Genomic DNA, 24,753 nt, shown 5'->3' with positions numbered 1-24,753 from the left:
TCAGATCCCTCAGAACTGGAAGTAAAGGAACGGCGAGAAGCTTTGCGCCGAGAGTTTGAGAATCGAGGCGATGAACAGCAGCAGTACCAGGGCGCGCATCACGTAACGGGACCAATCGGCGGTCCAATAGGCCGGTTGCACAGTCGCTTCAACGCCGACGGTGTAACCCGGCTCGTGGATGCTGGCCGGGTTGTCGCCCGGTACGGCTTTGATCATTCCAGGCGTCGCCGCGGCCGGGCCGTCGGTTTCGATGTTCACCGCAGGTTTGGTCTTGACCGGCGGCTGGTTGGTGTAGAAATCACGCAGGCCGAAGAACGCCAGGGTCACGTAAGCCACCACCAGGGTTGCCACTTGCAGACCGGTGAGGCTGGCCTGGTTGAGTTCCGACAGCGACCATTCGCCGAAGCTGAACATTGCGCCGTACATGCGACCGGCGACGTGCAGGTTCTCTGCGCGGAAGATCACCCAGCCCATCACCACCAGCAGGAAGGTCAGGACCCAGCGGATCGGGTTGAAGCTGCGCGGCGAAGTGTTCAGGCCGATGGCTTTTTCGATTGCCAGCCACATGCCGTGCCAGGCGCCCCAGACGATGTAGGTGATGTTCGCGCCGTGCCACAGACCACCGAGCAGCATGGTCAGGAACAGGTTGCGATAGGTCATCAGCGTGCCTTTACGGTTACCGCCGAGGGTGATGTACAGGTAGTCACGCAGCCAGGTGGAGAGGCTGATGTGCCAGCGCCGCCAGAACTCGGTGATCGACTGGCTGACGTACGGCTGTTTGAAGTTCTCCATGAAGCGGAAACCCATCATCAAGCCCAGGCCAATCGCCATGTCGCTGTAGCCGGAGAAGTCGAAGTACAGCTGTGCGGTGTAGGCCAGGGCGCCGAGCCAGGCATCGCCCGTGGTCGGGTTCTGCAAGGCGAAGCAATGGTCGGCGACCACCGCCAGGGTGTCGGCGATGAACACTTTCTTGATGAAACCCTGCATGAACCGCGTGGCACCTTCGGAGAACTTGTCGAGGGTGTGGGTGCGGTTGTTGAACTGGTCGGCCAGGTCGCGGAAACGCAGCACGGGGCCCGCGATCAAGTGCGGGAAGATCGCTACGAATGCCGCAAAGTCGATCAGGTTGCGGGTGGCCGGGGTATCGCCGCGGTAAACGTCGATGATGTAGCTGATGGACTCGAAGATGTAGAACGAGATCCCGATCGGCAACAGTACGTGGGTCAGGATGAACGGCGACAGACCGACCGAGGTCATCATCGCGTTGATGCTCTCCACGCCGAAGTTGGCGTACTTGAAGTAGCCCAGGATGCACAAGTCCACCGCGACGCCGAGCAGCAGCCAGCGCTGGGCCGGTTTGGTCCGGACACCAGCGGCGCCAACTTTCAGGCCGATCCAGTAGTTCCACAGCGTGACGGCTGCGAACAACGCAAGGAAGTCCACACGCCACCAGGCGTAGAACACGTAGCTGGCGATCAGCAGCAGCAAGTTGCGATAGCGTTGCCCGCTCAAGTAGTACAAGCCGAGAAAGATCGGCAAGAACAGAAACAGGAACACGTTGGATGAAAATACCATCCTGATCTCTCCATGTTTAACCAACAGTCAAGGGCCAACGGCCCCCCCAAACCCCCCACTGAAAACCGGGGTGGTTGTATTGCATGCTGTGCACTTACCTGTGGCGAGGGAGCTTGCTCCCGCTGGGGTGCGAAGCGCCCCTGAAACCTGATGACGCGGTGTCTCAATCAATCCGCGTTCACTGGGTTACGACTGCTTCGCAGCCGAGCGGGAGCAAGCTCCCTCGCCACAGGGGAATACAGTCAGCTTTAAGAACCTTTGCCTTTCTCGTTGGCCGGGTCGTAGACCTTGGTCAAGTCCCCGCCGAGGCGGAAAGACTTGAACGGCTGCATCTTGTGCTTGAGTTCCAGCACATTCGGCGCGCAGGTGTAGAGCGAGCAGAACGGTTCGAGCCAGGCGAATTTCGAGTCGATCTTGAGATCGGTCATGTCCTGGCCTTTACCGTTTTTCTTCTCGAATTGATCCGGGTCGTCCACGCCGGCCAGCACGCGATCACCCAGGCGTTTCAAGGCACCGTTGTTTTCCTGACGCAAATCCACACCGTTGGCCTGGGCGAAACTGGCGATCATCGCCAGCGGCGGCAGGGCATAGTTGTGGTAGGCGAGGGCGCGTTGCTGGCGCTTGAGTTCGTTAGGCAGGAAGCCTTGGGCATCGATCTGATTGGCGCCGACCTTGAATTCCTTCACGGCCCAGTCGAACAGGTCGCGGCGGTTGATGGCGACCGACGTGGCCATCACCGACCAGGCGGCCCAATACGAGTGGTTGTTGGTCTGTTCAAGCGGCAGGTTGTCCCAATCGCTGACCACCTGATCGGCCATTTTGCTGAACCAGGCTTCAATCACCTGCGCTTGTTCCTGGTGGGTGGCCAGGGGATGCGAGTCAGAGAATTTCAGGCGGATATAGGACGAAGCCATGCTGCCCAATGCCCATTTGCGCATGGACTTGCCGGTGTGGTTGAAGTCCTTGGACATCAATGCATCGGCCTTGGCCCAGGCGGTCAACCAGTCGAGGGTGCATTCCAGTTGTTCCGGGCGACCGTCACGCATGAACTGCATCACTCGCTTGCTGGTGCCGCGCTCGATCTTGGTGATGTCGGCGGTGGTATCGCGGAAGGCCTTTTCCGACTCCTCGTTCAGAGTCGAACGGGCCTTGTCGGAGCCTTCGTATTTGCTGCGAAACTGCAGGGCGCCGGTGTAGGGCGTCGGCATTGCGTCGCAGCCTTCGCTCTTGTCGCCGGTCTTGAATTTATCCACTGGCGCAAAATACCCCTGAGGCGGGCGCAGTGGCGCGGCGGCCTGGGTGGCGCCAGCGAACATCGCCAGAGCCAGCAGGGAAGGCGCGAGTAACTGTTTCAAAGCTCGGGTTTGCATGCAGTTCATAAGAGGTAGCCTCATTGCCCGGCTTGAGCAGTACGCTGCCCGGTGCCGGAGAACACGTTACGTTTGCAGATTTTCGCTTCGACTTTCTGCGGCGCGGCACCTGGTGTTTCAGGCCCCTGGACTTCAACGGCCAGCAGATTCTGCGAGGCCCAGTCTTCGTCCGTGCGCAACTCGAAGGCGAAACGCCCGTCGGTTTCGGAGGTTTCCGGTTTCTCGATCTTGATGTCCTCATGACGCCCATTCATGTACCAGAGGGTGGCATGCAAGGTTTTCACCGACGTATCGGCGAAGCGGATGTCGACCTGGTGGTCGCTGTTGCGCAGGTCCAGGTTCTTGCTGTTGACCAACAGTTCGTTTTTGCCCGGCTTCACCATGGCGCTGCTGCTCATCTGTGCATCCTTGCCTTCGCAACCGTTGTCGAGCAGCGCCATCATCTGGCGGTAGATGGTTTCCTGGTCGAGGCGATAAAGCGGTGAGAACTCCCAGATGAGAATCTTCGGTGGTTTGGTCTGGAACTCCTGGCTGCCCAGGTACTGCAGCATCGAACCTTCCAGGCCACCGCCGGGGAATGCCACGTTGAGGATGTCGGCGCCGATGGCCTCTTCGAGGAAACCGGCGAAGTTGTAGTTCTTGCCACTGTGGCTGGTGCCGACCAGGGTGATTTCCGGGTTGCCGGATTCACCGAACAGATCGCCATCCGCCGCTTCGCCCTTGGGCTCGGTGGTGAACTGATCCATGTACTGGATCGCGTAGCTGGTGCCACAGAGTTGACCCGCCATGTTGTGTAACGTTCCGGTCTTGCCCATGCGACCCGACTTATGGGTCTCGAATTCACGCTTGGGAATGTCGGCGAAGGCCGGCAACTGCTTGACCTTCTCGGCGACGATCTTCGCGGTGCGCTGGGCGCCATACGGGGTCCAGTGCTGGTCGCCGCGGAAGTAGAAATCGTGGGCGGGCAGGGTGTCGGGCAGCGATTCGTTGGTCAGTGGTGACAGGTCGGGGACCACGTAGCCCATCTGCGCGAAGCGCCCGAGCATGGTCTTGTAGTTGGTCAGGGCCTTGTCGAAATCGTATTTGGCTTTTTCTTCCGGGTTCAGCTTGTTGCGGTTCACCAGGCCACGGGTCGGCTGGTAAACGATGACCAGCTCCACGCCTTTGCTCTTGAACGCATCGTGCAGTTGTTTCAGGCGTTTGTAGCCGGCGGGTGTGGTGTCGAACTCGGTGCGCAAGTCTTCTTGGGTACGGAACAGCCAGTCGCCCTGGGCCTGCACCAGCGTGGTGAAGTTCTGCTGATAGCGGGTGGTGTAGTTCTTCGGGTCGTGGGCTGCCGGGCACAGGCTGCAGCACGGCTCGGCGCTGAAGCTCGGTGCCTTGGCGTCTTCGGCACGCACGCCAGTGCTGGCCGCGAGAATACCCGCGGTCAGGGCCGACAGGCTGAGTAATTTGATCAAGTGTGGGTGCATAAAATTATCCTCAGTCCCGCATTTCGGTCTGGCGTTCGACAGGGTCGATCAGCACGGCTTTCTGCTGGCGCACCAGCAGGTCGAGAATTTCATCCTGACGCTCGCCGAGAATTCCCGAGAAGCTGATGCCGCTGGTTTTGGTCGGTGCGAGCATCGACACGCGATACAACTCCACGCTCAGCGGCGAGTCGATCGACAGCGGTCCGCTGCCGTTGGCAGCCAGTTCACCACCGACCACGATCAGCGACACTTCGGCATCGAACGGGTCGAGCTTGATGTCCCGGTCGGTGTCGCTCAGGTCTTTGATGTGCCCGTAGACACCGGTCAGGCCGTTGGCCATCGAGACGTTTTCGTACAGGCGAATGTTCACGCTGTTACGAATCCGGATGCCGTGACGCTTATTGCTGATCACCTTGTTGCCCCACAACAGGTTGTCAGCACTCTCGTAGAGGGTGATGCCGTCGGTGTGGTTCTTGTAGATCTCGTTGTAGGCGATCAGGTTGTTCACGCTGTTACGGTCGATCACCAGGCCCGACAGGTGGTTGTCGTAGCTGCGGTTGTTGAAGATGAAGCTGTCGTTGACCTCACGGGAAATAATGATCCCGTGCTTCTTCTTGGTACCGTACACCGTGTTGTCGGCGATGATCAGGCCGTGGGAACGGTCATGGGGGTCGATGCCGTAGACGATGTTGTCTTTGTAGGTGTTGCCCTTGACCACGAAGTCGCGGGTTTCGTAGCAGTAGAAGCCGTACCACATGTCCGAGAACTCGGAGCCGACGATCCAGCCGGTCGGTTCAGGGCGCTTGAGCACCTTGGCCATGTTCGGCGTGTACTGGGAAATACTCACGCCGTAGGACTTACTGTTGGCGTAACCGAAACTGGCGATCTTGCTGTTGGCGATGTAGGTCTCAGTGCCGCCCCAGGACAACAGGAACGGCCGGAATTCCTTGGGCGACGAGAAGGCCGCCGGGCCGTTGGCCTTCTCGCTCCAACCGGTGATCTTGGTATCACGCACAAACAGCTGACCGTCGTTGACCAGGAATGAGCCGGCCTCTTGGGACAGGCGCAATTCCTGGGTCTGTTTGTCGATTTCCAGAATGCCGTGTCTGCCCACCACGATCGGCAACTTCGCCAGGAACACACCTGGCGACGTTTCGCTGAGGTACTGCTTGGGCAGCTTCTTGGTCAGGTCCTTGAGGTTCATGTAGCCGTCGTCGACGAAGATCGCCTGCGGGATGCCGTGCTGACGCACCACCCACTCGGCCATCTTGTTGTCGCCGCCGATGAAGTCCTTCAGGGCGTCTTCCTGCATCATCCGGCGCACGCTGATCTTGCCGGGTTTGGTGCGCACGATTTTCGCGGCAATAGCTTGGGCGGTGTAGCCAGAAGTGTCCGGCAGTTTCGGCTTGGCCAAGTCCAGCGGCGCGGTGGGTGCGCTGCTGACGGTGTAGGTCTTGGCCTGTTGCAGTCCTTTGGCTATGGTCGTCGGCTTGCTCTGCTGTTCAGGCTGGTGCACAGCCTTGACCGGTTCGACGGTGGCGAAGGCGGCTGTGCTGGCCAGCAGCAGCGCGCCGGCCAGCAGGCTGATCGAGCCTTTCTTGGCGCTGTTCATGTCGGGCACTCCCTTCGCGGTTTGCATCAGAAGCGCCAGATCACGTCGATAAACGCACGGTGCATGTACGAGTCGACTTCTTTGCCATAGGCATCGCCGGGCTTGAACACACCGCCACGGAATCGCACCAGGGCCGAAGGCTCATCGATCGACTGGCTCAACGCTGCCGGCAACAGGCCTTGCTTGAAGTACTTGGTGACCACCAGGTCCATTTCCTGACCGAGGTCCTTGTTGCCATCTTCCAGCGGCAGGGAGGTGCTGGAGAGGATCGCGCCGGTCGCGTCGTCGGTGTTGTTTTCAACAGCGTTGATGCCGTTGTTGCCCACCGGCTTGTTGCCGTCCACACGCCAGAACTTGTGGTAGATCAGGCTGGCGTCGTATTCGTCGTTGAGCATCCAGGAGCCGAACAGCGTAGCGGTCTGCATGTTGTTCATTTCGCCACGGAAGGCTTCGCCGAAACGGTGAACCCGCGAGCGAGTACCGGTGTAGTTCGAGCGGTTGCTTTCCAGGCCGTTCTGTTGGTACTCGGCGCTGGCGCGGGCATAGGCTGCACCGACTTGCCACTGCGGATCGAGACGCAGACGAACACCCAGGTCAGTAGCCCAGCCGTTCAGGTCTTCACCACGCTTGGCTTCTGCCGGGCGAGTGCCGTCGGCATTCAACGGGTTGACCGTGTCACGGTCGCCGTTCATGCCGGTGATGCTGCCCCAGTAATTGACGGTGTTGGTGTTGCGCCAGTTGTAGGCATCACTGTCGGCGGTGAGGCCGAGCCAGCTGATGTCGCCGTTCTGTTTCTTGTCCAGGGTATCGCCAGCCACGCCCGGCTCCGGATAGTCGAGCTTGCCGTTATCGTGGGTGTGATGACCGCGAATGCCGACCCAGTTACCGGGTGTCCACTGATACGCCGCATCGGCGTAGGCGTGCAGGCGATCCTTGTCTTTGGGGGACAGTTCTTTCAGGTCGGTGCGGTATTCGCTGAAGCGTTCGGCAACACCGACGTTGGCGCGCAACAGGGTGGTGTCGAAGGTCCAGTTCAGGGCTTCGATGTTGGTGTCGCGCCATTGGCCGTCGTCGTTACGCAGGCGTTGGCGACCGAACTTGAGGATCTCGCCAGGGTAAGGCGTGAGGCCCTTGTAACCGACCCAGAACTCGCGCATCGCCAGGTAGTTTTTCCTGGTCTTGCGATCACCGCTGTCGGTGGTCTGGGTGCCGCTGTTGTCGGACTGTTGCAGGGTGTCGGTTTCGATGATGTCGGTGGACGTCACGGCCTGACCCATCGCGTAGGCGCTCCACGCGCCGCTTTCGCCATAGACCCAAGGGCGCAGGTCGAGGCCGACGCCGTTAACGTCGCCGCCACCGGCGGTGCCCAGGTCACTGTCGTTTTCGGACTGGCCGGTAACTTTGACTTCGAGACCGAAGTTCTTGTCTTCGGTCAGGGCCGCCAGGGTCGGGCACGACCACAGCAGGGCGAATGTCAGGCCAATACCGGCCTGCACGAATGGATTGAGTTTCATAGGGATTCCTCGCCGTCTTCTTCTTGCAAAGCGTGCAGTTCCAGCGTGTCCGGACTCACGGTGCTACGAATGGCTTGCTCTTGTTTGAGCAGGCGTTGGGCCTCGGCCAGCCGGTCAGGCGGCAGTTGCGCTTCGAGTGTTTGCGCAAGCTCAGTGGCTTGCGGGGTGTCTTGAGCCTTGGCCAATTGGCTGAAGACGTAAGCGTTGACCGGGTCGGGCCGGGTGCCCTTGCCTTGGGAGAACAGTTGGGCGATGGCGAAATCGGCGCTGTTCTGGCCGTTGCGCGCAGCGGTCAGCAGGTGATCCAGGGCTTTCTGCGGATAGACCTTGCCCAGGTAACCGCGACGGTAAATTTGGCCGAGGTAGTAATCGGCGGCGACTTCCCGGCCGAGGGCTTTCTTGAAGTGCTCTTCGGCGACCTTGGCGTCGGCCGGCACCATCTTGCCTTCGTAGTAGAGCTTGCCCAGCAACAGTTCGGCGCGCGGCTGGTCGGCGGCGCGGCCGTTGTCCAGGTACTTCATCATCGTGTCGACGTCGCCCAGTTCAGGGAAGTCGTAGAGCAATTGCGCCAGGCTGACCCAGGACGCCGGGTAGCCCGGGGCGATGCCTTCGAGCAGCGACTGAGCGGTTTTTTCGTCGGTCTTGCCCAGGCTCGCATCGCCCAGCACGCGGGCCACGCTGTCGACCCGTTGCGCGGAGACGGTGCCACGGCTGTGAGCAGCCTGCATCTGCTTGATCAACTCGGCCTGTTGTTCGGGCTGGCCACGTTTCTGATAGACCGTGGCCAGTTCGACGTAGCAGATGTCGGTGGTGTTCAACGCCGCTTTGCAGATCTTTTCCACGTCATTCAGGTGTTGGTCGTAAGTGCCCTGGGTGCGATAGAGCAGCACCTGGGCCAGACCTGCTTCCGGTTTGCCTTCGGCGCGCCATTGGCTGATCTGCTGCTGCGCGTTGACGTTGGGGAAGCTGTGTGGGAATTGCAGATACAGCATCGCCAACGGGATCAGGGTGTTGCCTTCGCCGTTGGTCGCGGCTTTCTTCAACAGTGCCTCGGCTTCGTGGTGTTCGGCTTCGGTGGCGCCAGGTTTGGCCACCAGCAGGCGACCCAGGCGAGCCTGAGCCCGCGGCGAGACGCTGGCTGCGGCGCGGTAAGTCGCCTCGGCCTTTTTGATCTGTGCCGGGTCGCGGCTGTCGACCTGAATGTCGGCCAGCCCAACCTGGGCTTCGCTGTAACCCAGGTCGGCCAGTTGCTGATAGTTCTGCGCCGCCAGCGTGGTATCACCGCGCTTGAGGGCTTCATTGGCCAGGCGCTGGTCGGGCAGGCCGGCGCAACCGGCCAGGCTTACGGCCAGTGCAACTGCACACAGTGATCCTATGTGGGTGCGCGGTGTTCTGAGGATTTGTGGAGTCGTCACGGGCATGTCCTCTGTTTAAAGACCGGCGGCCATGGCTTTGTTGATCAGCCAGTTCAGGTTCGGGCCACGGGTGCTGTTCACTTCCGCCGGGCGACCGGCGAGTGCGCTGTCCAGCGGCTCGTCAGGTTTGATCTGCACGCGGATATCGGATGACAGGTCTTCGCTTTTCAGGCTGGTGCTGCTGACGATCTTGCCGGTACGGGTCTGGTCTTCGCCGGCGATCTGGAAGCTGACCGTGGTGCCTGGGCGCACGTCGCCGAACTGGCGATAGGAGAAGCGTGCTTCAACGTTGGCTTCGGTATTGCGTGGCACCAGTTGGAAGATCACGTCACCTTTGTTGGCGTATTGACCGTTAGCCACCAGTTGCTGGGCCACGGTGCAATCGCACGGAGAGGTCAGGGTGCCGGTCATTTGCTTGCCGAAGAGCTCTTCAACCTTGGACGGTTGCAGTTGGTTTTCGTCCAGATGGCCTTTGAGTACGTCGAGCATGCTGGTGCTGAAGGTCGCCAGCGGGGCGCCTTTGGCGGCAACGCCGTCAGCCTTGATCAGGCTCTGCACGGTGCCGTCGCGCGGCATGGTGATGTTCATGCCTTGCACGCTGACCAGACCAGCCTGGGCGTGGCTGACGAAGTACATGCCGTACACCGATTTGAAGATAAAACCGAACGCCACCAGGCCGACCACGAAGATACCGGCGCTGAAGGTCACCGCTTTCAGACGGCCGAGCGCGGTCATGCCGTGGCCGCCGTCCTTGACCTTGCGCGCCTTGGTGAAGTTGTCGCGTTGCAGGGTTGCGAGCATTTCACCCACGCTGACGATGTCACCGGCCAGGTGCGAAGTAATCAGGTGGCGCAGGGTGGAAATGTCCCGGGGTTCCAGGTTCTGGAACTGGCAACCTACGCGGCCGGTCTGGCGGTCGACGGAGCGGATCTGCAATTCCACGTCCATGGCCAGACCGAGGTTGTCGATGACGAATTGCAGGCGGGCCTTGTGCACATCGCCGACCTTCAGCGGCAACTGACCGGCGTTGAACGCCAGGCCGCCGGCGGAAAGGTCGATGACCCGGGCTTCGACCGGGGTACGGTCAGGGCCGAAGAAACGCAGCTTGGCCGGAATTTTCACGCGGGCGTGTTGGCGCTGGGCTTCGGATTCGTGCACTACGTTGCTGTTGACGGCGGTATTCATATGGGCGATTTCCTAGTTAATTCAGGCGAGTTCGGTCAGACCATCATCAGCAGCACGGCGACAAAGATGCTGCCGGCGGAGAAGGTCATGGTCCGAGACGACCAGGTGTTGAACCAACGTTGAAAGCTGGCGAGATCACGGGTCAGAGAAGTGGGCTGGCGAGTCCAGGATTGTTGATCGAGGCGGAAGAACACGTAGATCTTCACCAGCGCGCCGACGATCTGGTTGTAATAGAGAATGGCCGGGTATGCCGGGCCGATCCGGTGACCGGAACAGGACAGCAACAGGGTCAGGATCAGGCGGGTGATGCCGATCCACAGCAGGTAAACCAGGATGAACGCGGTGCCGTACTTGAAGGTGGCGATGAGCGCCACCGTCAGGCCCAGCAGGGACGTCCACATCGACACGCGCTGATCGAACAGCACCACTGACGTGAACAGGCCGAGGCGTTTCATCCCCAGGCCCAGGGCGCGGGAGTTCTGCCGCAGGTTGTTGCCGTACCAACGGAACATCAGTTTGCGACTGGCCTTGATGAAGCTCTTTTCCGGCGGGTGTTCCACGGTATGGATCGCGGCGTCGGGCACGTAGAACGTGTCGTAACCCAGGCGCATCAGGCTGAACCAGCTCGACTTGTCGTCACCGGTCAGGAACTTGAAGCGGCCCAGGCGCCAGTGTTGCAGCGAGTCGCTTTCCACGTCGGCGATGAAGTCCGGGTTGGTGACCACGGTGGCGCGGAACACCGACATCCGGCCAGTCATGGTCAGCACGCGCTTGGACAGGGCCATGGAGCACATGTTGATGTGGCGCTGGGCGAATCGCAGTTTGTGCCATTCGCTCATGATGTAGCCGCCGCGCACTTCGCAGAACTCGTTGGTGGTCAGGCCGCCGACATTGCCGAACAGCTGGAACCACGGCACGGTCTTGAGCACGACGCCTTCGGCCAGCACGGTGTCGCCATCGATCACTGCAACCACGGCACGGTCGTCCGGCAGGTGGCGGGAGATGGCGCGGAAACCATAGGCCAGCCCATCGCGCTTGCCGGTGCCGGGAATGCGCACGAAGTCGAGCTTGACCCGTGTCGGTGGGTTCATGCGTTTCCAGAGGCTCTTGACCAGCAGCTCATCGGACATTTCGACGATGGAGCACACCACGGTAGTCGGCAGGCCGCAGTCGATGGCCTCGCGGATCACCGAGCTGTAGACCTGCGCGGTGGTCAGCGCGTCGATACGGAAGCTGGTGACCATCAGGAACACGTGGGACGGGTCTGCCTCTTTGCCCAGCTTGCGCACTTTGCGCCGCAGGTGCGGGTAGACCACGTACAGAAACAGCATGCCGCGCAAAAAGTGCGTGGCACCCATCGAGTAGCGCCAGATACCGACGATACCGATCAGGAAGATGAAGTCCTTCGACTCGGAGTCGAACGTGGACGGAGGCAACGCCAGGGCGATGCCCATTAATAAACTTAGGTAAAACAGCCAACCGGCGGCCTGAAGTAGGCCGTGCTTTAGCCTGTGCATAATCTGCATCCGTCTCGATCTCGGGCGGAGCCCGATTGGGTTAAGGCAGGCTTGTGAAAACTGGCGCCACCCGGTTTGGATAACGCCAGAATCCCTGTAGGAGCTGGCGAAGCCTGCGATCTTTTGATCTTTCGCTTGGGATTCAAGTGAGCTGGGAAAGATCGCAGCCTCGTTTCACTCGACAGCTCCTACAGGCGTGTTACCAGCAGATACCTTCGGTGCGCTTGCTGACGCTGGTGGCTTGAGACATGAAGCCGACCAGGTCGACCACTTGCTTGCCGTGCGGTGCTTCCAGTGCCAGGGCGCGGAATTTCTCATCACGGTTGCCAAGGATGATCACGTCGGAGTTGTTGATCACTTCCTCGAAGTTCGAGTTGAGCAAGGACGAGACGTGAGGGATCTTCGACTCAATGTAATCCTTGTTCGCACCGTGGACACGGGCGTACTCGACGTTGCTGTCGTAGATGCTCAGGTCGTAGCCCTTGCCGATCAACATTTCCGCCAGATCGACCAGCGGGCTTTCGCGCAGGTCGTCGGTGCCGGCCTTGAAGCTCAGGCCCAGCAGGGCGACTTTGCGTTTGTCGTGGCTGGAGACGATGTCGAACGCGTTCTGCACCTGGGACTCGTTACTGCGCATCAGCGAGTTGAGCAGTGGTGCTTCGACGTCCAGGGAACCGGCGCGGTAGGTCAGGGCGCGCACATCTTTCGGCAGGCAGGAGCCGCCGAATGCGAAGCCAGGACGCATGTAGTACTGGGACAGGTTCAGTGTCTTGTCCTGGCAGACCACTTCCATCACTTCACGACCATCGACGCCGACAGCCTTGGCGATGTTGCCGATCTCGTTGGCGAAGGTCACCTTGGTGGCGTGCCACACGTTGCAGGTGTACTTGATCATCTCGGCAACGGCGATGTCCTTGCGGATGATCGGTGCGTCGAGTTCTTCGTACAGCGATTGCAGAACGTCGCCCGAAGCCTTGTCGAACTCGCCGATGACGGTCATTGGCGGCTGGTCGTAGTCGGCGATCGCGGTGCTTTCACGCAGGAACTCAGGGTTCACGGCAACGCCGAAGTCGACGCCTGCTTTCTTGCCGGAGCAGTCTTCGAGAATCGGGATGACCACGTTTGCCACGGTGCCCGGCAATACGGTGCTGCGCACGACGATGGTGTGGCGGGTGGTTTTGTCACGCAGAACAAAACCGATTTCGCGGCACACAGCCTCGATGTAGTTCAGTTCCAGGTCGCCGTTCTTTTTGCTCGGCGTGCCGACGCAGATCATCGACAGGTCGGTGTCGCGAATCGCCTCGGCGAAGTTGGTCGTGCCGCGCAGGCGGCCAGTCTCGATGCCCTGTTTCAGAAGTTCGCCCAGGCCAGGTTCAACGATCGGCGAACGACCGGCGTTGATCATATCGATCTTGTCTTTGGCAACATCGACGCCAACGACGTCATGGCCCCGTGCAGACAGGCAACCGGCACAGACTGCACCGACGTAACCCAAACCAAATATGCTGATGCGCATCGCATTTACCTCTCAGTTAATCAAGACTGTGTTCAACAAGCCATTACATGGCCGGAGTTAATGGTGTTCAGCGGTCATAATGCACTCGCAAGTGCGGCCTTAAAGGCGTCACAATGCCGGGTGCAGGCATACTAAGTTCCGAGTGTCTAAATAAGTGCACTCAAGAAGTGCGCAACCAGGCCTTATTGTTATGACGTGCCCTGTTATGCAGCCGACCCTCTAATCAGAGGACGTTCGTGCAAAGGTCTTGCGCGCTCAATGCCAGGCCAGAAGCCCGTAAATCAAGCGGTTGGGTGCTCGGGTGAGCACGTTTATAGGGGCGCAGCCGTGGCCTTGTAGGGGATATTAATGATGCGTTATCTCCTGTCCTTCATGTGTTGCCCAAACAAGTGATCCATAAGTTCAAGTTAATATGACAACTTCGCTATCGGGACCGCTTCTCTGTGTAAGTTATCTCGTACGTTCGCCGAGAGAATCGTTACGGGTGGTATGAGCGACGCATTTGGACATAGTTCCAGTCCACCCATCGCGATTTCTGGAATTTCTTGAAATATTGAAAAAGATGGCACTGCTTTCATATTGATAGCACTTGCCGTTTCGCCCTTTATATATAGGGTGATTATTGCCTTGGGTACTTTTTTGCCACTACTCACAAAAATTTTCAGTGCCACTACTGAAAAAAATCAGCAAAGTCGAGTGAAACAAAAGTTAGAAAATCGAGTGCTTGTTTTTTGGCGCCAATAAGTCGGCGAAAAGGGCGGGGATTGTTCGAGGATCGAAGGGGTAGCGCACGACGAAGTTGTTGGTGTCGTGCGCGAATTGAGTGCGGGTCTGGTTACTCCGGTGCGTGATCGCGCAGGAACACCAGATTGTCCGGTTTAGACTGTTCGTTGCTGTAGCGATAACCCTGAACATCGAACTGCTTGAGGGCGACCGGGTCATTGATGCGTTCTTCGATGACGAAGCGGCTCATCATCCCGCGGGCCTTTTTCGCGTAGAAGCTGATGATTTTGTACTGGCCGTTCTTCAAATCCTTGAACTCGGTATTGATGATGCGCGCGTTCAAGGCGCTGCGTTTGACCGCCGAGAAGTATTCGTTGGAGGCCAGGTTCAGCAGCACATCGTCGCCCTGATCGGCCAGCGCTTCGTTCAGCCATTCGCTGATCCGCGTGCCCCAGAAGGCATACAGATCCTTGCCACGGGCATTGGCCAGCTTGGTGCCCATCTCCAGCCGATAGGGCTGCATCAGGTCCAGAGGGCGAAGCAGGCCGTACAGGCCGGAGAGCATGCGCAAGTGCTGCTGGGCGTAATCGAAGTCGGCTTCGCTGAAGGTTTGTGCATTCAGGCCGGTGTACACGTCACCCTTGAATGCCAGCAAGGCCTGCTTGGCGTTGGCAGGGGTGAAGGCCGGGGTCCAGCTGCCGAAACGTGCGGCATTGAGGCCGCCAATCTTGTCGGAGACGTGCATCAGCTCGCTGATCTGCGCCGGTGTCAGGTCGCGCAGTTGCAGGATCAGTTCCTGGGAGTGGTCGAGGTATTGCGGCTGAGTGAAGCGCTGGGTCGCCGGCGGTGTTTCGTAATCGAGGGTCTTGGCGGGGGAAATCACCATCAGCATGAAGTCGTCTCCTTTAATCGTGGGGGCGATTCTAGGGGGTTGTCCTTGTTGACTCCAGCTATCAAGTCCATAGGTGATCGGTGGCTATGCGCTGTAGGAGCCGCTGCGGGAATGTGAGCGGGATCGGCTATAGTGCCGCGCGGGTTTTGTTATGGAGACATCCCATTGCGTATCGTTTTTCTATTCTTCGCCTCGCTGTTGAGTTTCGTCGCCCAGGCGGCGCCGGGCGATGTGGCGACGCTGGATCGCAGCACCTGGCCTGAGCGGCTCAGCAACCCGACCCTGTTCGACGTTGCCTCCCGGGCCGAAATCCTCATGTTCGCCCGCGTCCTGCTCGCCAGCGAATCGCTCGATGAAGCAAGCCTGGCTCAACGCCTGGGCCTGCGCACCGTCAATCTGGAGTCGGTCAACCAGCTGCGCCAGCGCATGTGGCAGCGGTTGCTGAGCAACTACAACTTCGCCCAGCAGAGTTGCGATCAGGATGCCTCTTTCTGTTTCCTCGTCGAGGACATGGATACCTTGCGTGAGCAAGCGGCCAAGTTTCAGATCAGCAACGACAGCTACTACATCAAGTGGGCCGAGCCGAGCCGGTTGTTCCACGCCCAGTATCTGGACGAGCAATTGCGCAAGGCCGCGCTGTTCCCGCAGACCAGCAGCGAAGTCGATCGTTTTGGCGACTATGAGCGCAATGGCGATGCCATGAATGATCGCCTGTTCCTGCTGACTTTCGACAGCGCTGCCAATGCCGTGCCGGATAACACTGCCTGGGTCACCGAGTACCTGCGCAAATCGAACATGAGCGCGACGTTCTTCGTCCTCGGCAAGGACATCCAGGCCCGTCTGGCTGAAGGTTCGGCGACCAGCCTGCAAGGGACCTATTCGCAGCAATGCGTTGGTGTGCAGGGTTGGGAGTTCCGTTCCCACAGCCACTGGCAAGACTGGCAGGACTCGGTGCGGCGCAGCGCCGAGCTGGTCAAGGGCAAGCTGCCGGAGAATTACGTGCCGCTGTTTCGTCCGCCCGATGGCCAGCGTCGGTCCGATGCTGAAGGCTTCTTCAGGTCTCAGGGTTTGCAGGTGGCACTGTGGGACATCGATGCCCAGGACGGCGCCGGCAAGCTCAAGGGCAGCCAGAGTGCGCAACGGGTGCTGACCCTGATGCTGCTGTGGCGGCACGGGGTGATCAACTTCAATGTGAAGCAGGACGCGCTGAAAACCGCGATGCCCTGGCTCATCACGCAAACGGCGCCAAGCGGGATCGGTTGGGAAAACTGTCAGGACGCGTTTCGCTGAAACGGGGAAAGCCCGTAAACATTGGGGCAGGGACGTTTTTGGAGGAGATTTCGATGCAGGCGGACTTCCGACTTTAGCGGGGTGCTGGCAGTCCGCCAAGTGCTATTGGTCATTCTGAAAAATAAACTTCAAAAAAACGTCAAAGTGCTTTTTTCTGTCATGTGTTTTGGAGTATTACGAAGACAGACCGCCGAAACCTGCAACACAGGTGGCGTCTTCCAAGACTCCGTTTGGGTTGCAATCACTTGAGTCTGAGCAGGTGATTTCGGTGGCCACTTCGAGGCGCAGCACTGTCATGGTATTGCGTCGACTGGCTCCCACAAAGGTGACCGAGTATGGATGATCACGGACGTAGCCCTTCCAACCAGCCAATCCTTTATGTACTCGATACCAACGTATTGATTCACGATCCAAACGCCCTGCTTAACTTCGAAGAACACCACGTCGCGATCCCGATGACCGTGCTTGAAGAGCTGGACAAGCTCAAGAGCGGGCCTCACAGCGTTGCAGCGGAATGCCGCCAGGCCATTCGGCTGATCGACAAGACCCTGGGCGATGCCAGCCCCGAAGACGTCGAACTCGGCGTTCCGATCCAGCGTGGCAAGGGCGGGCCCAAGGGCTTGCTGTCAATTCTGATGAGCAAGCGTGCCGAGCCGAACATCATTCTGCCCGAGCACCTGAACGACAACATCATCATCAACCAGCTGATCGACCTGCGCGCGCGTGATGCAAAACTGCCCGTGGTGCTGGTCACAAAAGACATCAACATGCGCCTCAAGGCCCGGGCTTGTGGGATCGCGGCCGAGGACTACAGTACCGACCAACTGGTCGACGACGTTTCGTTGCTGCCCAACGGTTACCACAACATGACCGGCTCCTTCTGGGACCGGGTGAGTAAAGTCGAAACCCGGCAGGATCATGGTCGCACCTGGCATCAGGTGCAGCTGATCGACAACCTGCCTGCCGTGCACGTTAACGAGTTCATCATCGACGAACAGGGCTTTGTCGGCTGGATCAAGGAAATCCAGGTCGACAAATTGTTGATCCTCGACCTGCATCAGGAGCCTCTGTTGCACCAGGAAGCCTGGGGCCTGAAACCGCGTGACATCTATCAAAGCCTGGCGCTGTACGCCTTGCTCGATCCGGACATTCATCTGGTGAACCTGTCCGGCGCGGCCGGTTCCGGTAAAACCATCCTGGCCCTGGCGGCGGCCATCGAGCAGACCATGGTCAGCAAACGCTACCGGCGCATCATTGCCACCCGCAGCGTGCAGGGGCTCGACCAGGAAATTGGTTTCCTGCCCGGCACCGAAGCGGAAAAGATGGAGCCTTGGCTGGGCGCCATCACCGACAACCTCGAAGCCTTGCACATGGATGACGAAAACACCCATGGCAGCGTCGACTACATCCTCAGCAAAGTGCCGTTGCAGTTCAAATCCCTCAACTACATTCGAGGCCGTAGCTTCCAGCAGAGCCTGATCCTGATCGATGAATGCCAGAACCTCACGCCGCACCAGATGAAAACCATCATCACCCGTGCTGGCGCCGGTTCCAAAGTGGTGTGCCTGGGCAACCTGGCGCAGATCGACACCCCTTACCTGTCCGCGACCAGCTCCGGGCTGACGTACCTGACCGAACGCTTCAAAGACTTCCCCAACGGTGTACACATCACCCTGCAAGGGGTGCCACGTTCGATTCTGGCCGAATACGCCGAATCGCATCTGTAACCCTCACCACAGAACCGGGCGACCTCAAAGTCGCCCGGTTTTTTTATGAGCAACACTTTCCCCTGTGGTGATCGGATAATCGTGCGTGCGGAAAATTGACCCGCAGGTTTACAATCGATGCTCCTGATCAGGAGTAACGCTGTGCTGACTCATCTCGATTCCCAAGGTCGCGCCCATATGGTCGACGTCACCGAAAAAGCCGTGACGTTCCGCGAAGCGACGGCCCAAGCGCTGGTGCGCATGCTGCCCGAAACCCTGCAGTTGATCGTCAGCGGCGGTCATCCCAAGGGTGATGTGTTCGCCGTGGCGCGGATCGCCGGCATCCAGGCGGCGAAGAAAACCAGCGATCTGATTCCTCTGTGCCATCCGTTGATGCTCACCGGCGTCAAGGTCGAACTCAGTGCCGAAGGCGACGACACCGTGCGCATCGTGGCGCGCTGCAAGTTGTCCGGGCAGACCGGTGTCGAGATGGAAGCGCTGACCGCCGCCAGTGTCGCGGCGTTGACCATCTATGACATGTGCAAGGCCGTGGACCGCGGCATGACCATCGAGAGCGTGCGGCTGCTGGAAAAACTCGGCGGCAAGAGCGGCCATTTTCAGGCGGAGCAGCCATGAACGTGACCGTGAAGTTTTTTGCCCGCTACCGTGAGGCGCTCGGCGTGGATTCGGTGAAGGTTGAAGGTGATTTCGCCACGGTCGACGATGTGCGTGCACTGCTGGCCCAACGTGAAGGCGCCGAAGTGTTGAGCGAGCAGAACCTGATGTGCGCCCGCAATGAAGACCTCTGCCAGCTCGATGAGCCAGTCGGCGATGGCGATGAAGTGGCTTTCTTTCCAACCGTGACCGGGGGCTGAGCCATGGCGATTCGTGTGCAGCCCACGCCGTTCGACCCGGGCGCTGAGGTCAACGCCATGCACGCAGCCAATGTGGGCGTCGGTGCGGTGGTGAGTTTTGTCGGCTACGTACGCGACTTCAATGACGGCCTCGACGTCGCCGGGATGTTTCTGGAGCACTACCCGGGCATGACCGAAAAAGCCCTGGGCAAGATTGCCGCGGAGGCCGAGCAGCGCTGGCCGCTGTTGAAGCTGGAAGTGCTGCATCGCATCGGCGCGCTGGAGCCGGGCGAGCCGATCGTCTTCGTCGGTGCCGCCAGCGCCCACCGTCAGGCAGCGTTCGATGCCTGCGCCTTTGTCATGGACTACCTGAAAACCCGCGCGCCATTCTGGAAGAAAGAAAACACCAGTGATGGCGCGCGCTGGGTTGAAGGGCGTGACAGCGATCATGCGGCGGCGGATCGCTGGAAGCAGTAATTCCTCCAGTGCTTTCGAATACGCCTTCGCGGTCCGACTTGTCCGCGAAGAGGCCTTCTGCATCACCCAAAAATCCACTGATTCCCCTCCCGACCAGAGGCTGGAAGATCTGTATGCGCCCGATTGACGGTTAATACATAAAAGTCCAGTATGGATTTATAAGTACAAAAAAGGCGTTCCCTGTTTCAGCTTTTTCTTCTGTCTTGCCAAACCAACAACAACCCGCGAGAGAACGAACATGAAGAAATTCCCCCTCATCACCGGTCTGGCCCTGAGCCTGTTGGCGTGCAGTAGCGTGTTCGCTGCCGAGAAAAGCCTGCGTATCGGTATTGAAGCGGCTTATCCGCCGTTCGCATCGAAAACCGACAAAGGTGAAATTGTCGGTTTCGACTACGACATCGGCAACGCCCTGTGCGCGCAGATGAAGGTCAAGTGTGTATGGGTCGAAGGCGAATTCGACGGTCTGATTCCTTCCCTCAAAGTGAAGAAAATCGACATGGCGCTGTCGTCCATGACCATCAATGAAGACCGTAAGAAGTCGGTGGATTTCACCCACAAGTACTACTTCACCTCATCGCGACTGGTGATGAAGGAAGGCGCGGCGGTCGATGACCAGTACGCCAGCCTCAAGGGCAAGACAGTCGGCGTTCAACGCGCAACCACTACCGACCGTTACGCCACCGAGGTTTTCGAACCGAAGGGCATCAACGTCAAGCGTTACGGCAACAACGAAGAAATCTACATGGACCTGGCGGCAGGTCGCCTCGATGCCATTTTTGCCGACACCATTCCATTGAGTGATTTCCTGTCCATGCCGCGCGGCAAGGGTTACGCCTTTGTCGGGCCGGAACTCAAGGATCCGAAATACGTGGGTGAGGGCGCCGGGATTGCCGTGCGCAAGGGCAACACCGAGTTGGTCAGTGAACTGAACGCGGCCATCGACGGCATTCGCGCCAATGGCGAATACCAGAAGATTTCGGAGAAGTACTTCAAGTCCGACATCTACGGCGATTGATCGGAAAAAGATCGCAGCCTTCGGCAGCTCCTAAAGAGGACCACATTTCTCTGTCGGAGCTGGCGCAGCCTGCGATCTTTTGATTTTCAGCCCTTCAATTCCTTCAAATGCTTGTACACCGTCGCCCGGCCCATGTTCAGCACATTGGCCACGTAGTTGGAGGCGCTTTTGCCTTTGAAGGCGCCTTCGGCGTGCAGCGCCAGCACCAGTTCGCGTTTGTGGTCGCGGGTCAGCACATTCAGGCTCAACTGGCGCTCGCGCAGCCAGGCATGCAGAAAAGTGTTGATCCGTTCCTGCCAGTCATCGCGAAACAGTGAGTCCGGTTGCGGAATCAGCTTGGTCGGCGACAGGAACAAATCCAGCGCCGCCTTCGCGTTCTCGAACAACGAGATATTCAGGTTGATGCACAGCACTGCCAGCGGTTGCCCTTCGCTGTCGCGCAGCACGCTGCTGAGGCTGCGAATCTTCTGGCCGTCCCAGTTGAGCTTTTCGTACGGCCCGATGTTTCGTTCACTGACCTCTTCGCTGAGCATGTCCTCCAGCGACGAGTCGTCTCCAATTTCCCGTTTGGACAGGTTGTTGGCGATGTAGTCGACCTTTTGTGTGCGCAGGTCGTGCAGCACCACCTCGGCGTGAGGGAAGAACAACGTGGCGATGGCATCGGCAATCGCGCGGAAGTTGTCCATGGACACATTGTCCAGGGCCGAGTTTTTTTCAGGTGCGTTCATACAGTGGAGCTCCAGGCCAGCGTCAGTGCCCCTTTAAAAAGGGGCACTGGAAGTTTGCCGCAATCGTGTGGGCACGTCACCTGAGGATCAGGATCAACCCAGGCGGGCGGGGGAGAGCATCGCGGCGTCCAGACCGAAACGGGTGAGCTGTTCGGGCAAGGCTTCGCCGCGTACCAGTGCAGCACTGGCCTGGCCCATGGCCGGTGACGTCTGGATGCCGTAGCCGCCTTGTCCCGCCACCCAGAACAGGCCCGGTACGTGTTGATCGAAGCCGGACAGCAAATCCCCGTCGTGCACGAAACTGCGCAAGCCGGCCCAGGTGCGGGTCGGGCGGCGGATGGTCAGGGTGGTGGCCTCTTCGATCTGGTAGATGCCCATGGCGATGTCCAGTTCTTCGGGCTGCACGTCGTGCGGCTCCACCGGGTCGGCGTTGGCCGGTGAGCCGAGGAACATGCCGGCGTCGGGTTTCATGTAGAACGATTCATCGAGGCTGACCAGCATTGGCCAGTCATGGCTATCCAGGCCCTCGGGGCCGGCGAAGATAAAGGCTGCCCGGCGCTTGGGTTGCAGGCCCAGAGGCCGTGCACCGGCCAGCTCGCCAACCTTGTCGGCCCAGGCGCCGGCGGCGTTGATGATGATCGGGGCGCTGAAGGTCTGAGTGGCGGTTTGAACCTGCCATAGCCCTTCGGTATCCCGGGCCAGGCTCAGCACTTCACTGTCGGTATGCACCTCGCCTTTATTGCGCCGGATACCGCGCAGATAGCCTTGGTGCAGGGCATCGGTATCGATGTCGCTGGCGGTTGGGTCGTAGATCGCGCCATGGACTTTTTCCCGACGCAGGATCGGCAGACGCGCACAGGCTTCGTCGGCGCTGAGCAGTTGCATCTGCGGCACGGTGGCTTTGGCGCTCAGGTATTGATTGTTCAGCTCGGCCGGATCGCCCGTGAAGTCGACGGTCATCTCACCGCGCGGGGTCAGCAGCGGGTGTTCGCAGAAACCGGGCGGTGGTGCATCGAAGAAATCGCGGCTGGCCAGGGTCAATGCCCGAACCTGGGGCGTGCCGTAGGCGGCGGTGTAGAGCGCCGCCGAGCGTCCGGTGGAGTGATAGGCCGGATGGGATTCGCGCTCGAGCACAATCACCCGTCCGTGCTGCGACAGCCAGAAACCGGTGGAAGCACCGGCAATCCCGCCGCCGATAATGATGAAGTCTGCCTGGCTCATGAACGTCTCCTGATGGGGCGTAAATGCCGAAATTGTTGGGGATCCCTGTGGGAACGGGTGTTAGCCCAGTAGGCGGTAAATGGCATTGGCCAGTGCGATGTCTTCCAGGCCCAGGCCGATGGAGCGGAAGAACACAGGTCGGTCGTAGTCCGGGCGCTGCACTTTTCCGCTGAGCAAGTCGGGCAGGTCGCCGACTATCGAGCGCTTGTCCCAGCCATGCTGTTCACCGGCGATCAGCATTTCGCCGGCCGAGCCCGGGGTGGTCTGGCGATAGTCGCAGAATACCTGCATGTCATTGAGGCTCTGTGGCGGCACTTCATGGGCACGCGGAGCATTGGTGCTGATGGACGTGATCAGTGCCGGTTTGCTCAACATGGACGGGTCGATCACCGGGCCGGCGGACGAAGTACAAAGCATGATCACATCGGCGTCTTGAATCGCGGTTTCGCAACTGTCGGCGAGGGTCAGCCGTGGATCGAGGCTTTCGAGTTGCGCCAGCGCCTCGGCGTTCTTGCCGCGCAAGCTCGGTGAATACAGGCTGATGCTTTGCCAGTCTCGCAGGTTCTTCACGTAGTGCAGGTGCGCCTGGGCCACCTTGCCGCTGCCGATGATCGCCAGGCGTTGGGCCTTCAGCGGTGCGAGGGCATCGACCGCCACCGCCGTCGTCGCCGCGGTGCGTGCGGTGGTCAGTTCACCGGCATCGCAGAGCAGCAGCGGCTGGCCGGTCTGCATCGACATCAACAGCGTCCAGGCGGTCACCAATGGGCCTTGTTCACGCACGATGTAGGGCGATGTCTTGACGCCATACACGCCATCTTCGGCCAGCACGCCCAAGTAGTTGATGAAGTCCCCGGCACCTTTCGGGAATTCCACCAACTGCTGGGCCGGTTGCACGGCTTGCCCGGCGGCCAGGTCGCGGAACAGCTTGCGCAGGATCTGCGGCACGTCGACTTGCGCCAGCAGTTCGCAGGCCTGGGGTTGGGTGATCATGTAAGGCGTGCTGGGCATGGTCGGCTCCGGGTTCGGAAAGTAAACTAATTTGTCCATTATGGACTTTTAGTTGTGTCGAGCAAGCTCCTGTTGAAAAAACCGGACGAAAAAAAAGCGCAGTCCGTTTCCGGCTGCGCCTTTTATTCTGCGACCCGTGTTATGGGCGCTTGCGCTCAACCGCCCGCAGCAGATGCGTCGGTGGCGTTTCACAACTGATCTTGCGACCCAGCAGCGCCTCGATGGACGGTAGCTGGTAGGAGTCGTCTTCACCGGCAAAGCTGATGGACACACCATCGGCGCCGGCACGGCCAGTACGACCGATGCGGTGCACGTAGTCGTCCGGGACTTCTGGCAGGGTGAAGTTGATCACGTGGCTGATGCCGTCGATGTGAATGCCGCGACCGGCCACATCGGTGGCGACCAAAACCCGTATCTTGCCTTCGCGGAAACCTTCCAGGGTTTTGATGCGCTTGTGCTGCGGCACATCGCCGGACAGTTGCGCGGCGTTGACGCCATCGCGCACCAGGCGTTCTTCGATGCGCCGCACTTCGTCCTTGCGGTTGGCGAAGACCATCACCCGTTCCCAGCCGTTATCGTTGACCAGGTTATAGAGCAGTTTGTACTTGTCGGCGCCGGCCACTGCGTAGATGTGTTGCTCGACGTTTTCGCTGGCCACGTTCTGCGCTTCGATCTCGACGATCGACGGGTCGGTGGTCCATTGCTTGGCCAGGTTCATCACGTCGTCGGTGAAGGTCGCGGAGAACAGCAGAGTCTGACGTTCGTTCTTCGGTGGAGTCTGGCGAATGATCTGACGCACTTGCGGGATGAAACCCATGTCGAGCATCCGGTCGGCTTCGTCCAGCACCATGACTTCGACCATGTCCAGGTGCACGTCGCCGCGCTGGTTGAAGTCGAGCAAGCGGCCCGGAGTGGCCACGAGGATGTCGCAGTGACGGGCTTCGAGGTGCTTGAGCTGCTTGTCGAAGTCCATGCCGCCGACAAACGTCATGACGTTGAGGCCGGTGTACTTGGTCAGGTCGGCCGCGTCCTTGGCGATTTGCACCACCAGTTCCCGGGTCGGGGCGATGATCAGTGCTCGCGGTTCACCCATGTAGCGTTCTTTGGGCGGCGGGGTTTGCAGCAGCTGCGTGATGATCGAAATCAGGAACGCGGCGGTTTTGCCGGTACCGGTCTGGGCGCGACCGATGGCGTCTTTGCCCGCGAGGGTGAAGCCAAGCACCTGCGCCTGGATCGGCGTGCAATAAGGAAAGCCCAGGTCCTGAATGGCGTGCATCAGCTCGGGGGCGAGTTTGAAATCGTGGAAGCGGGTTTTGCCTTCCTGCGGTTCGACGACGAAGTCTTCGAGTTTCCAGGGGATGACCGGCGCCTTTGGCTTCGGTTCGCGGCGTGGTTTTGCCGGTTTCGGGGCTTCGCTGCGCGGCTGTTCAGAGGCAATGGCCGGAGCAGAGGGGGCGGTCGGTGTGGTCACCGGCTCGTGTTTCGGTGCCGCTACGGTTGCGGTCCGGCCAGGCTGATTACCGTCGGTACGGTGGCTGGGGGTATGAGAAGGAGCGCTGGAGCCTGGCGCGAGCTGCTCAGCCTCGCTTTTACCGAACATTTTCTTGAGTGCTTTGAGCACGGTCATCTCATCAATTGGTTAAGGAATGTACGCCGGCCAGTG

The 24,753-nt window shown here is 59.6% G+C and carries 20 protein-coding genes; 6 read left to right on the top strand and 14 right to left on the bottom strand.

The window, feature by feature from the left end:
• Positions 1-9 precede the first annotated feature (9 nt).
• From F475_RS16725 to yaaA, 10 genes are all read right to left on the bottom strand, one after another.
• Positions 10-1,575 (bottom strand): MBOAT family protein, encoded by a 1,566-nt coding sequence (locus tag F475_RS16725; protein WP_018927131.1) that lies wholly within the window; start codon positions 1,573-1,575, stop codon positions 10-12.
• Between the two features lie 248 nt (positions 1,576-1,823).
• A complete protein-coding gene (locus tag F475_RS16720) occupies positions 1,824-2,954 on the bottom strand; it encodes a mannuronate-specific alginate lyase (RefSeq protein ID WP_305887970.1) in 1,131 nt (376 codons plus the stop codon).
• Positions 2,955-2,965: 11 nt separating this feature from the next.
• On the bottom strand, positions 2,966-4,417 hold the full coding sequence (locus F475_RS16715) for an alginate O-acetyltransferase (protein WP_018927129.1): 1,452 nt from the start codon (positions 4,415-4,417) through the stop codon (positions 2,966-2,968).
• Between the two features lie 10 nt (positions 4,418-4,427).
• Complete coding sequence (gene algG / locus F475_RS16710; protein WP_111454314.1) at positions 4,428-6,029, bottom strand: mannuronan 5-epimerase AlgG; 1,602 nt, start codon at positions 6,027-6,029, stop codon at positions 4,428-4,430.
• Between the two features lie 26 nt (positions 6,030-6,055).
• On the bottom strand, positions 6,056-7,543 hold the full coding sequence (locus tag F475_RS16705) for an alginate export family protein (RefSeq protein WP_064620190.1): 1,488 nt from the start codon (positions 7,541-7,543) through the stop codon (positions 6,056-6,058).
• Complete coding sequence (gene algK, locus F475_RS16700; RefSeq protein ID WP_018927126.1) at positions 7,540-8,964, bottom strand: alginate biosynthesis TPR repeat lipoprotein AlgK; 1,425 nt, start codon at positions 8,962-8,964, stop codon at positions 7,540-7,542. The genes F475_RS16705 and algK overlap by 4 nt, the downstream gene beginning before the upstream one ends.
• A gap of 9 nt (positions 8,965-8,973) precedes the next feature.
• Positions 8,974-10,143, bottom strand: a complete 1,170-nt coding sequence (locus F475_RS16695) for an alginate biosynthesis protein Alg44 (protein ID WP_018927125.1) — start codon at positions 10,141-10,143, stop codon at positions 8,974-8,976.
• 35 nt (positions 10,144-10,178) lie between these two features.
• On the bottom strand, positions 10,179-11,660 hold the full coding sequence (gene alg8, locus F475_RS16685) for a mannuronan synthase (protein ID WP_370741111.1): 1,482 nt from the start codon (positions 11,658-11,660) through the stop codon (positions 10,179-10,181).
• A gap of 199 nt (positions 11,661-11,859) precedes the next feature.
• The gene (locus F475_RS16680) at positions 11,860-13,176 is read right to left on the bottom strand and encodes a nucleotide sugar dehydrogenase (protein ID WP_064620187.1); all 1,317 of its coding nucleotides are present in this window, start codon (positions 13,174-13,176) and stop codon (positions 11,860-11,862) included.
• Positions 13,177-14,011: 835 nt separating this feature from the next.
• Positions 14,012-14,791: a peroxide stress protein YaaA gene (gene yaaA / locus F475_RS16675; protein WP_111454313.1), complete on the bottom strand. Its 780-nt coding sequence runs from the start codon at positions 14,789-14,791 to the stop codon at positions 14,012-14,014.
• Between the two features lie 165 nt (positions 14,792-14,956).
• Here yaaA and F475_RS16670 point away from each other — a divergent pair, with 165 nt between their 5' ends.
• The 6 genes from F475_RS16670 to F475_RS16645 all read left to right on the top strand — a co-directional run bounded on the left by F475_RS16670 (position 14,957) and on the right by F475_RS16645 (position 20,133).
• A complete protein-coding gene (locus F475_RS16670) occupies positions 14,957-16,081 on the top strand; it encodes a polysaccharide deacetylase family protein (RefSeq protein ID WP_018927121.1) in 1,125 nt (374 codons plus the stop codon).
• 335 nt (positions 16,082-16,416) lie between these two features.
• Complete coding sequence (locus F475_RS16665) at positions 16,417-17,808, top strand: PhoH family protein (RefSeq protein WP_018927120.1); 1,392 nt, start codon at positions 16,417-16,419, stop codon at positions 17,806-17,808.
• Between the two features lie 141 nt (positions 17,809-17,949).
• A complete protein-coding gene (gene moaC, locus F475_RS16660; protein ID WP_018927119.1) occupies positions 17,950-18,423 on the top strand; it encodes a cyclic pyranopterin monophosphate synthase MoaC in 474 nt (157 codons plus the stop codon).
• Positions 18,420-18,662 carry a molybdopterin converting factor subunit 1 gene (gene moaD, locus F475_RS16655; protein WP_018927118.1) on the top strand — a complete coding sequence of 81 codons (243 nt, stop codon included), beginning with the start codon at positions 18,420-18,422 and terminating at the stop codon, positions 18,660-18,662. The genes moaC and moaD overlap by 4 nt, the downstream gene beginning before the upstream one ends.
• A gap of 3 nt (positions 18,663-18,665) precedes the next feature.
• Positions 18,666-19,118, top strand: a complete 453-nt coding sequence (moaE, locus tag F475_RS16650) for a molybdopterin synthase catalytic subunit MoaE (protein WP_018927117.1) — start codon at positions 18,666-18,668, stop codon at positions 19,116-19,118.
• A 238-nt stretch (positions 19,119-19,356) separates the two neighbouring features.
• On the top strand, positions 19,357-20,133 hold the full coding sequence (locus F475_RS16645; RefSeq protein ID WP_064620181.1) for an ABC transporter substrate-binding protein: 777 nt from the start codon (positions 19,357-19,359) through the stop codon (positions 20,131-20,133).
• Between the two features lie 86 nt (positions 20,134-20,219).
• Here the strand turns inward: F475_RS16645 and F475_RS16640 are convergent, their stop codons facing one another.
• The 4 genes from F475_RS16640 to rhlB all read right to left on the bottom strand — a co-directional run bounded on the left by F475_RS16640 (position 20,220) and on the right by rhlB (position 24,717).
• Positions 20,220-20,861, bottom strand: a complete 642-nt coding sequence (locus tag F475_RS16640) for a transcriptional regulator (protein ID WP_018927115.1) — start codon at positions 20,859-20,861, stop codon at positions 20,220-20,222.
• A 93-nt stretch (positions 20,862-20,954) separates the two neighbouring features.
• Positions 20,955-22,082: an FAD-binding oxidoreductase gene (locus F475_RS16635; RefSeq protein WP_064620178.1), complete on the bottom strand. Its 1,128-nt coding sequence runs from the start codon at positions 22,080-22,082 to the stop codon at positions 20,955-20,957.
• A gap of 60 nt (positions 22,083-22,142) precedes the next feature.
• Positions 22,143-23,090, bottom strand: coding sequence for an ornithine cyclodeaminase family protein (locus F475_RS16630; RefSeq protein WP_177431113.1), 948 nt, complete (start codon positions 23,088-23,090; stop codon positions 22,143-22,145).
• Between the two features lie 139 nt (positions 23,091-23,229).
• Positions 23,230-24,717: an ATP-dependent RNA helicase RhlB gene (rhlB, locus tag F475_RS16625; RefSeq protein ID WP_018927112.1), complete on the bottom strand. Its 1,488-nt coding sequence runs from the start codon at positions 24,715-24,717 to the stop codon at positions 23,230-23,232.
• Positions 24,718-24,753 lie beyond the last annotated feature (36 nt).

It is taken from the genome of Pseudomonas sp. URMO17WK12:I6, from assembly GCF_003253625.1.
Classification (GTDB): Bacteria; Pseudomonadota; Gammaproteobacteria; order Pseudomonadales; family Pseudomonadaceae; genus Aquipseudomonas.
This window is presented reverse-complemented; position numbering and strand designations above follow the sequence as displayed.

Bases quoted from the DNA above. Each gene is read 5' to 3' on its own strand.
- algG (WP_111454314.1), bottom strand. From the start codon at position 6,029: ATGAACAGCGCCAAGAAAGGCTCGATCAGCCTGCTGGCCGGCGCGCTG.
- F475_RS16720 (WP_305887970.1), bottom strand. From the start codon at position 2,954: ATGAACTGCATGCAAACCCGAGCTTTGAAACAGTTACTCGCGCCTTCC.
- F475_RS16635 (WP_064620178.1), bottom strand. From the start codon at position 22,082: ATGAGCCAGGCAGACTTCATCATTATCGGCGGCGGGATTGCCGGTGCT.
- alg8 (WP_370741111.1), bottom strand. From the start codon at position 11,660: ATGCACAGGCTAAAGCACGGCCTACTTCAGGCCGCCGGTTGGCTGTTT.
- F475_RS16645 (WP_064620181.1), top strand. From the start codon at position 19,357: ATGAAGAAATTCCCCCTCATCACCGGTCTGGCCCTGAGCCTGTTGGCG.
- moaD (WP_018927118.1), top strand. From the start codon at position 18,420: ATGAACGTGACCGTGAAGTTTTTTGCCCGCTACCGTGAGGCGCTCGGC.
- F475_RS16630 (WP_177431113.1), bottom strand. From the start codon at position 23,090: ATGCCCAGCACGCCTTACATGATCACCCAACCCCAGGCCTGCGAACTG.
- moaE (WP_018927117.1), top strand. From the start codon at position 18,666: ATGGCGATTCGTGTGCAGCCCACGCCGTTCGACCCGGGCGCTGAGGTC.
- F475_RS16695 (WP_018927125.1), bottom strand. From the start codon at position 10,143: ATGAATACCGCCGTCAACAGCAACGTAGTGCACGAATCCGAAGCCCAG.
- F475_RS16705 (WP_064620190.1), bottom strand. From the start codon at position 7,543: ATGAAACTCAATCCATTCGTGCAGGCCGGTATTGGCCTGACATTCGCC.
- F475_RS16665 (WP_018927120.1), top strand. From the start codon at position 16,417: ATGGATGATCACGGACGTAGCCCTTCCAACCAGCCAATCCTTTATGTA.
- F475_RS16715 (WP_018927129.1), bottom strand. From the start codon at position 4,417: ATGCACCCACACTTGATCAAATTACTCAGCCTGTCGGCCCTGACCGCG.
- F475_RS16725 (WP_018927131.1), bottom strand. From the start codon at position 1,575: ATGGTATTTTCATCCAACGTGTTCCTGTTTCTGTTCTTGCCGATCTTT.
- algK (WP_018927126.1), bottom strand. From the start codon at position 8,964: ATGCCCGTGACGACTCCACAAATCCTCAGAACACCGCGCACCCACATA.
- F475_RS16640 (WP_018927115.1), bottom strand. From the start codon at position 20,861: ATGAACGCACCTGAAAAAAACTCGGCCCTGGACAATGTGTCCATGGAC.
- yaaA (WP_111454313.1), bottom strand. From the start codon at position 14,791: ATGCTGATGGTGATTTCCCCCGCCAAGACCCTCGATTACGAAACACCG.
- rhlB (WP_018927112.1), bottom strand. From the start codon at position 24,717: ATGACCGTGCTCAAAGCACTCAAGAAAATGTTCGGTAAAAGCGAGGCT.
- F475_RS16680 (WP_064620187.1), bottom strand. From the start codon at position 13,176: ATGCGCATCAGCATATTTGGTTTGGGTTACGTCGGTGCAGTCTGTGCC.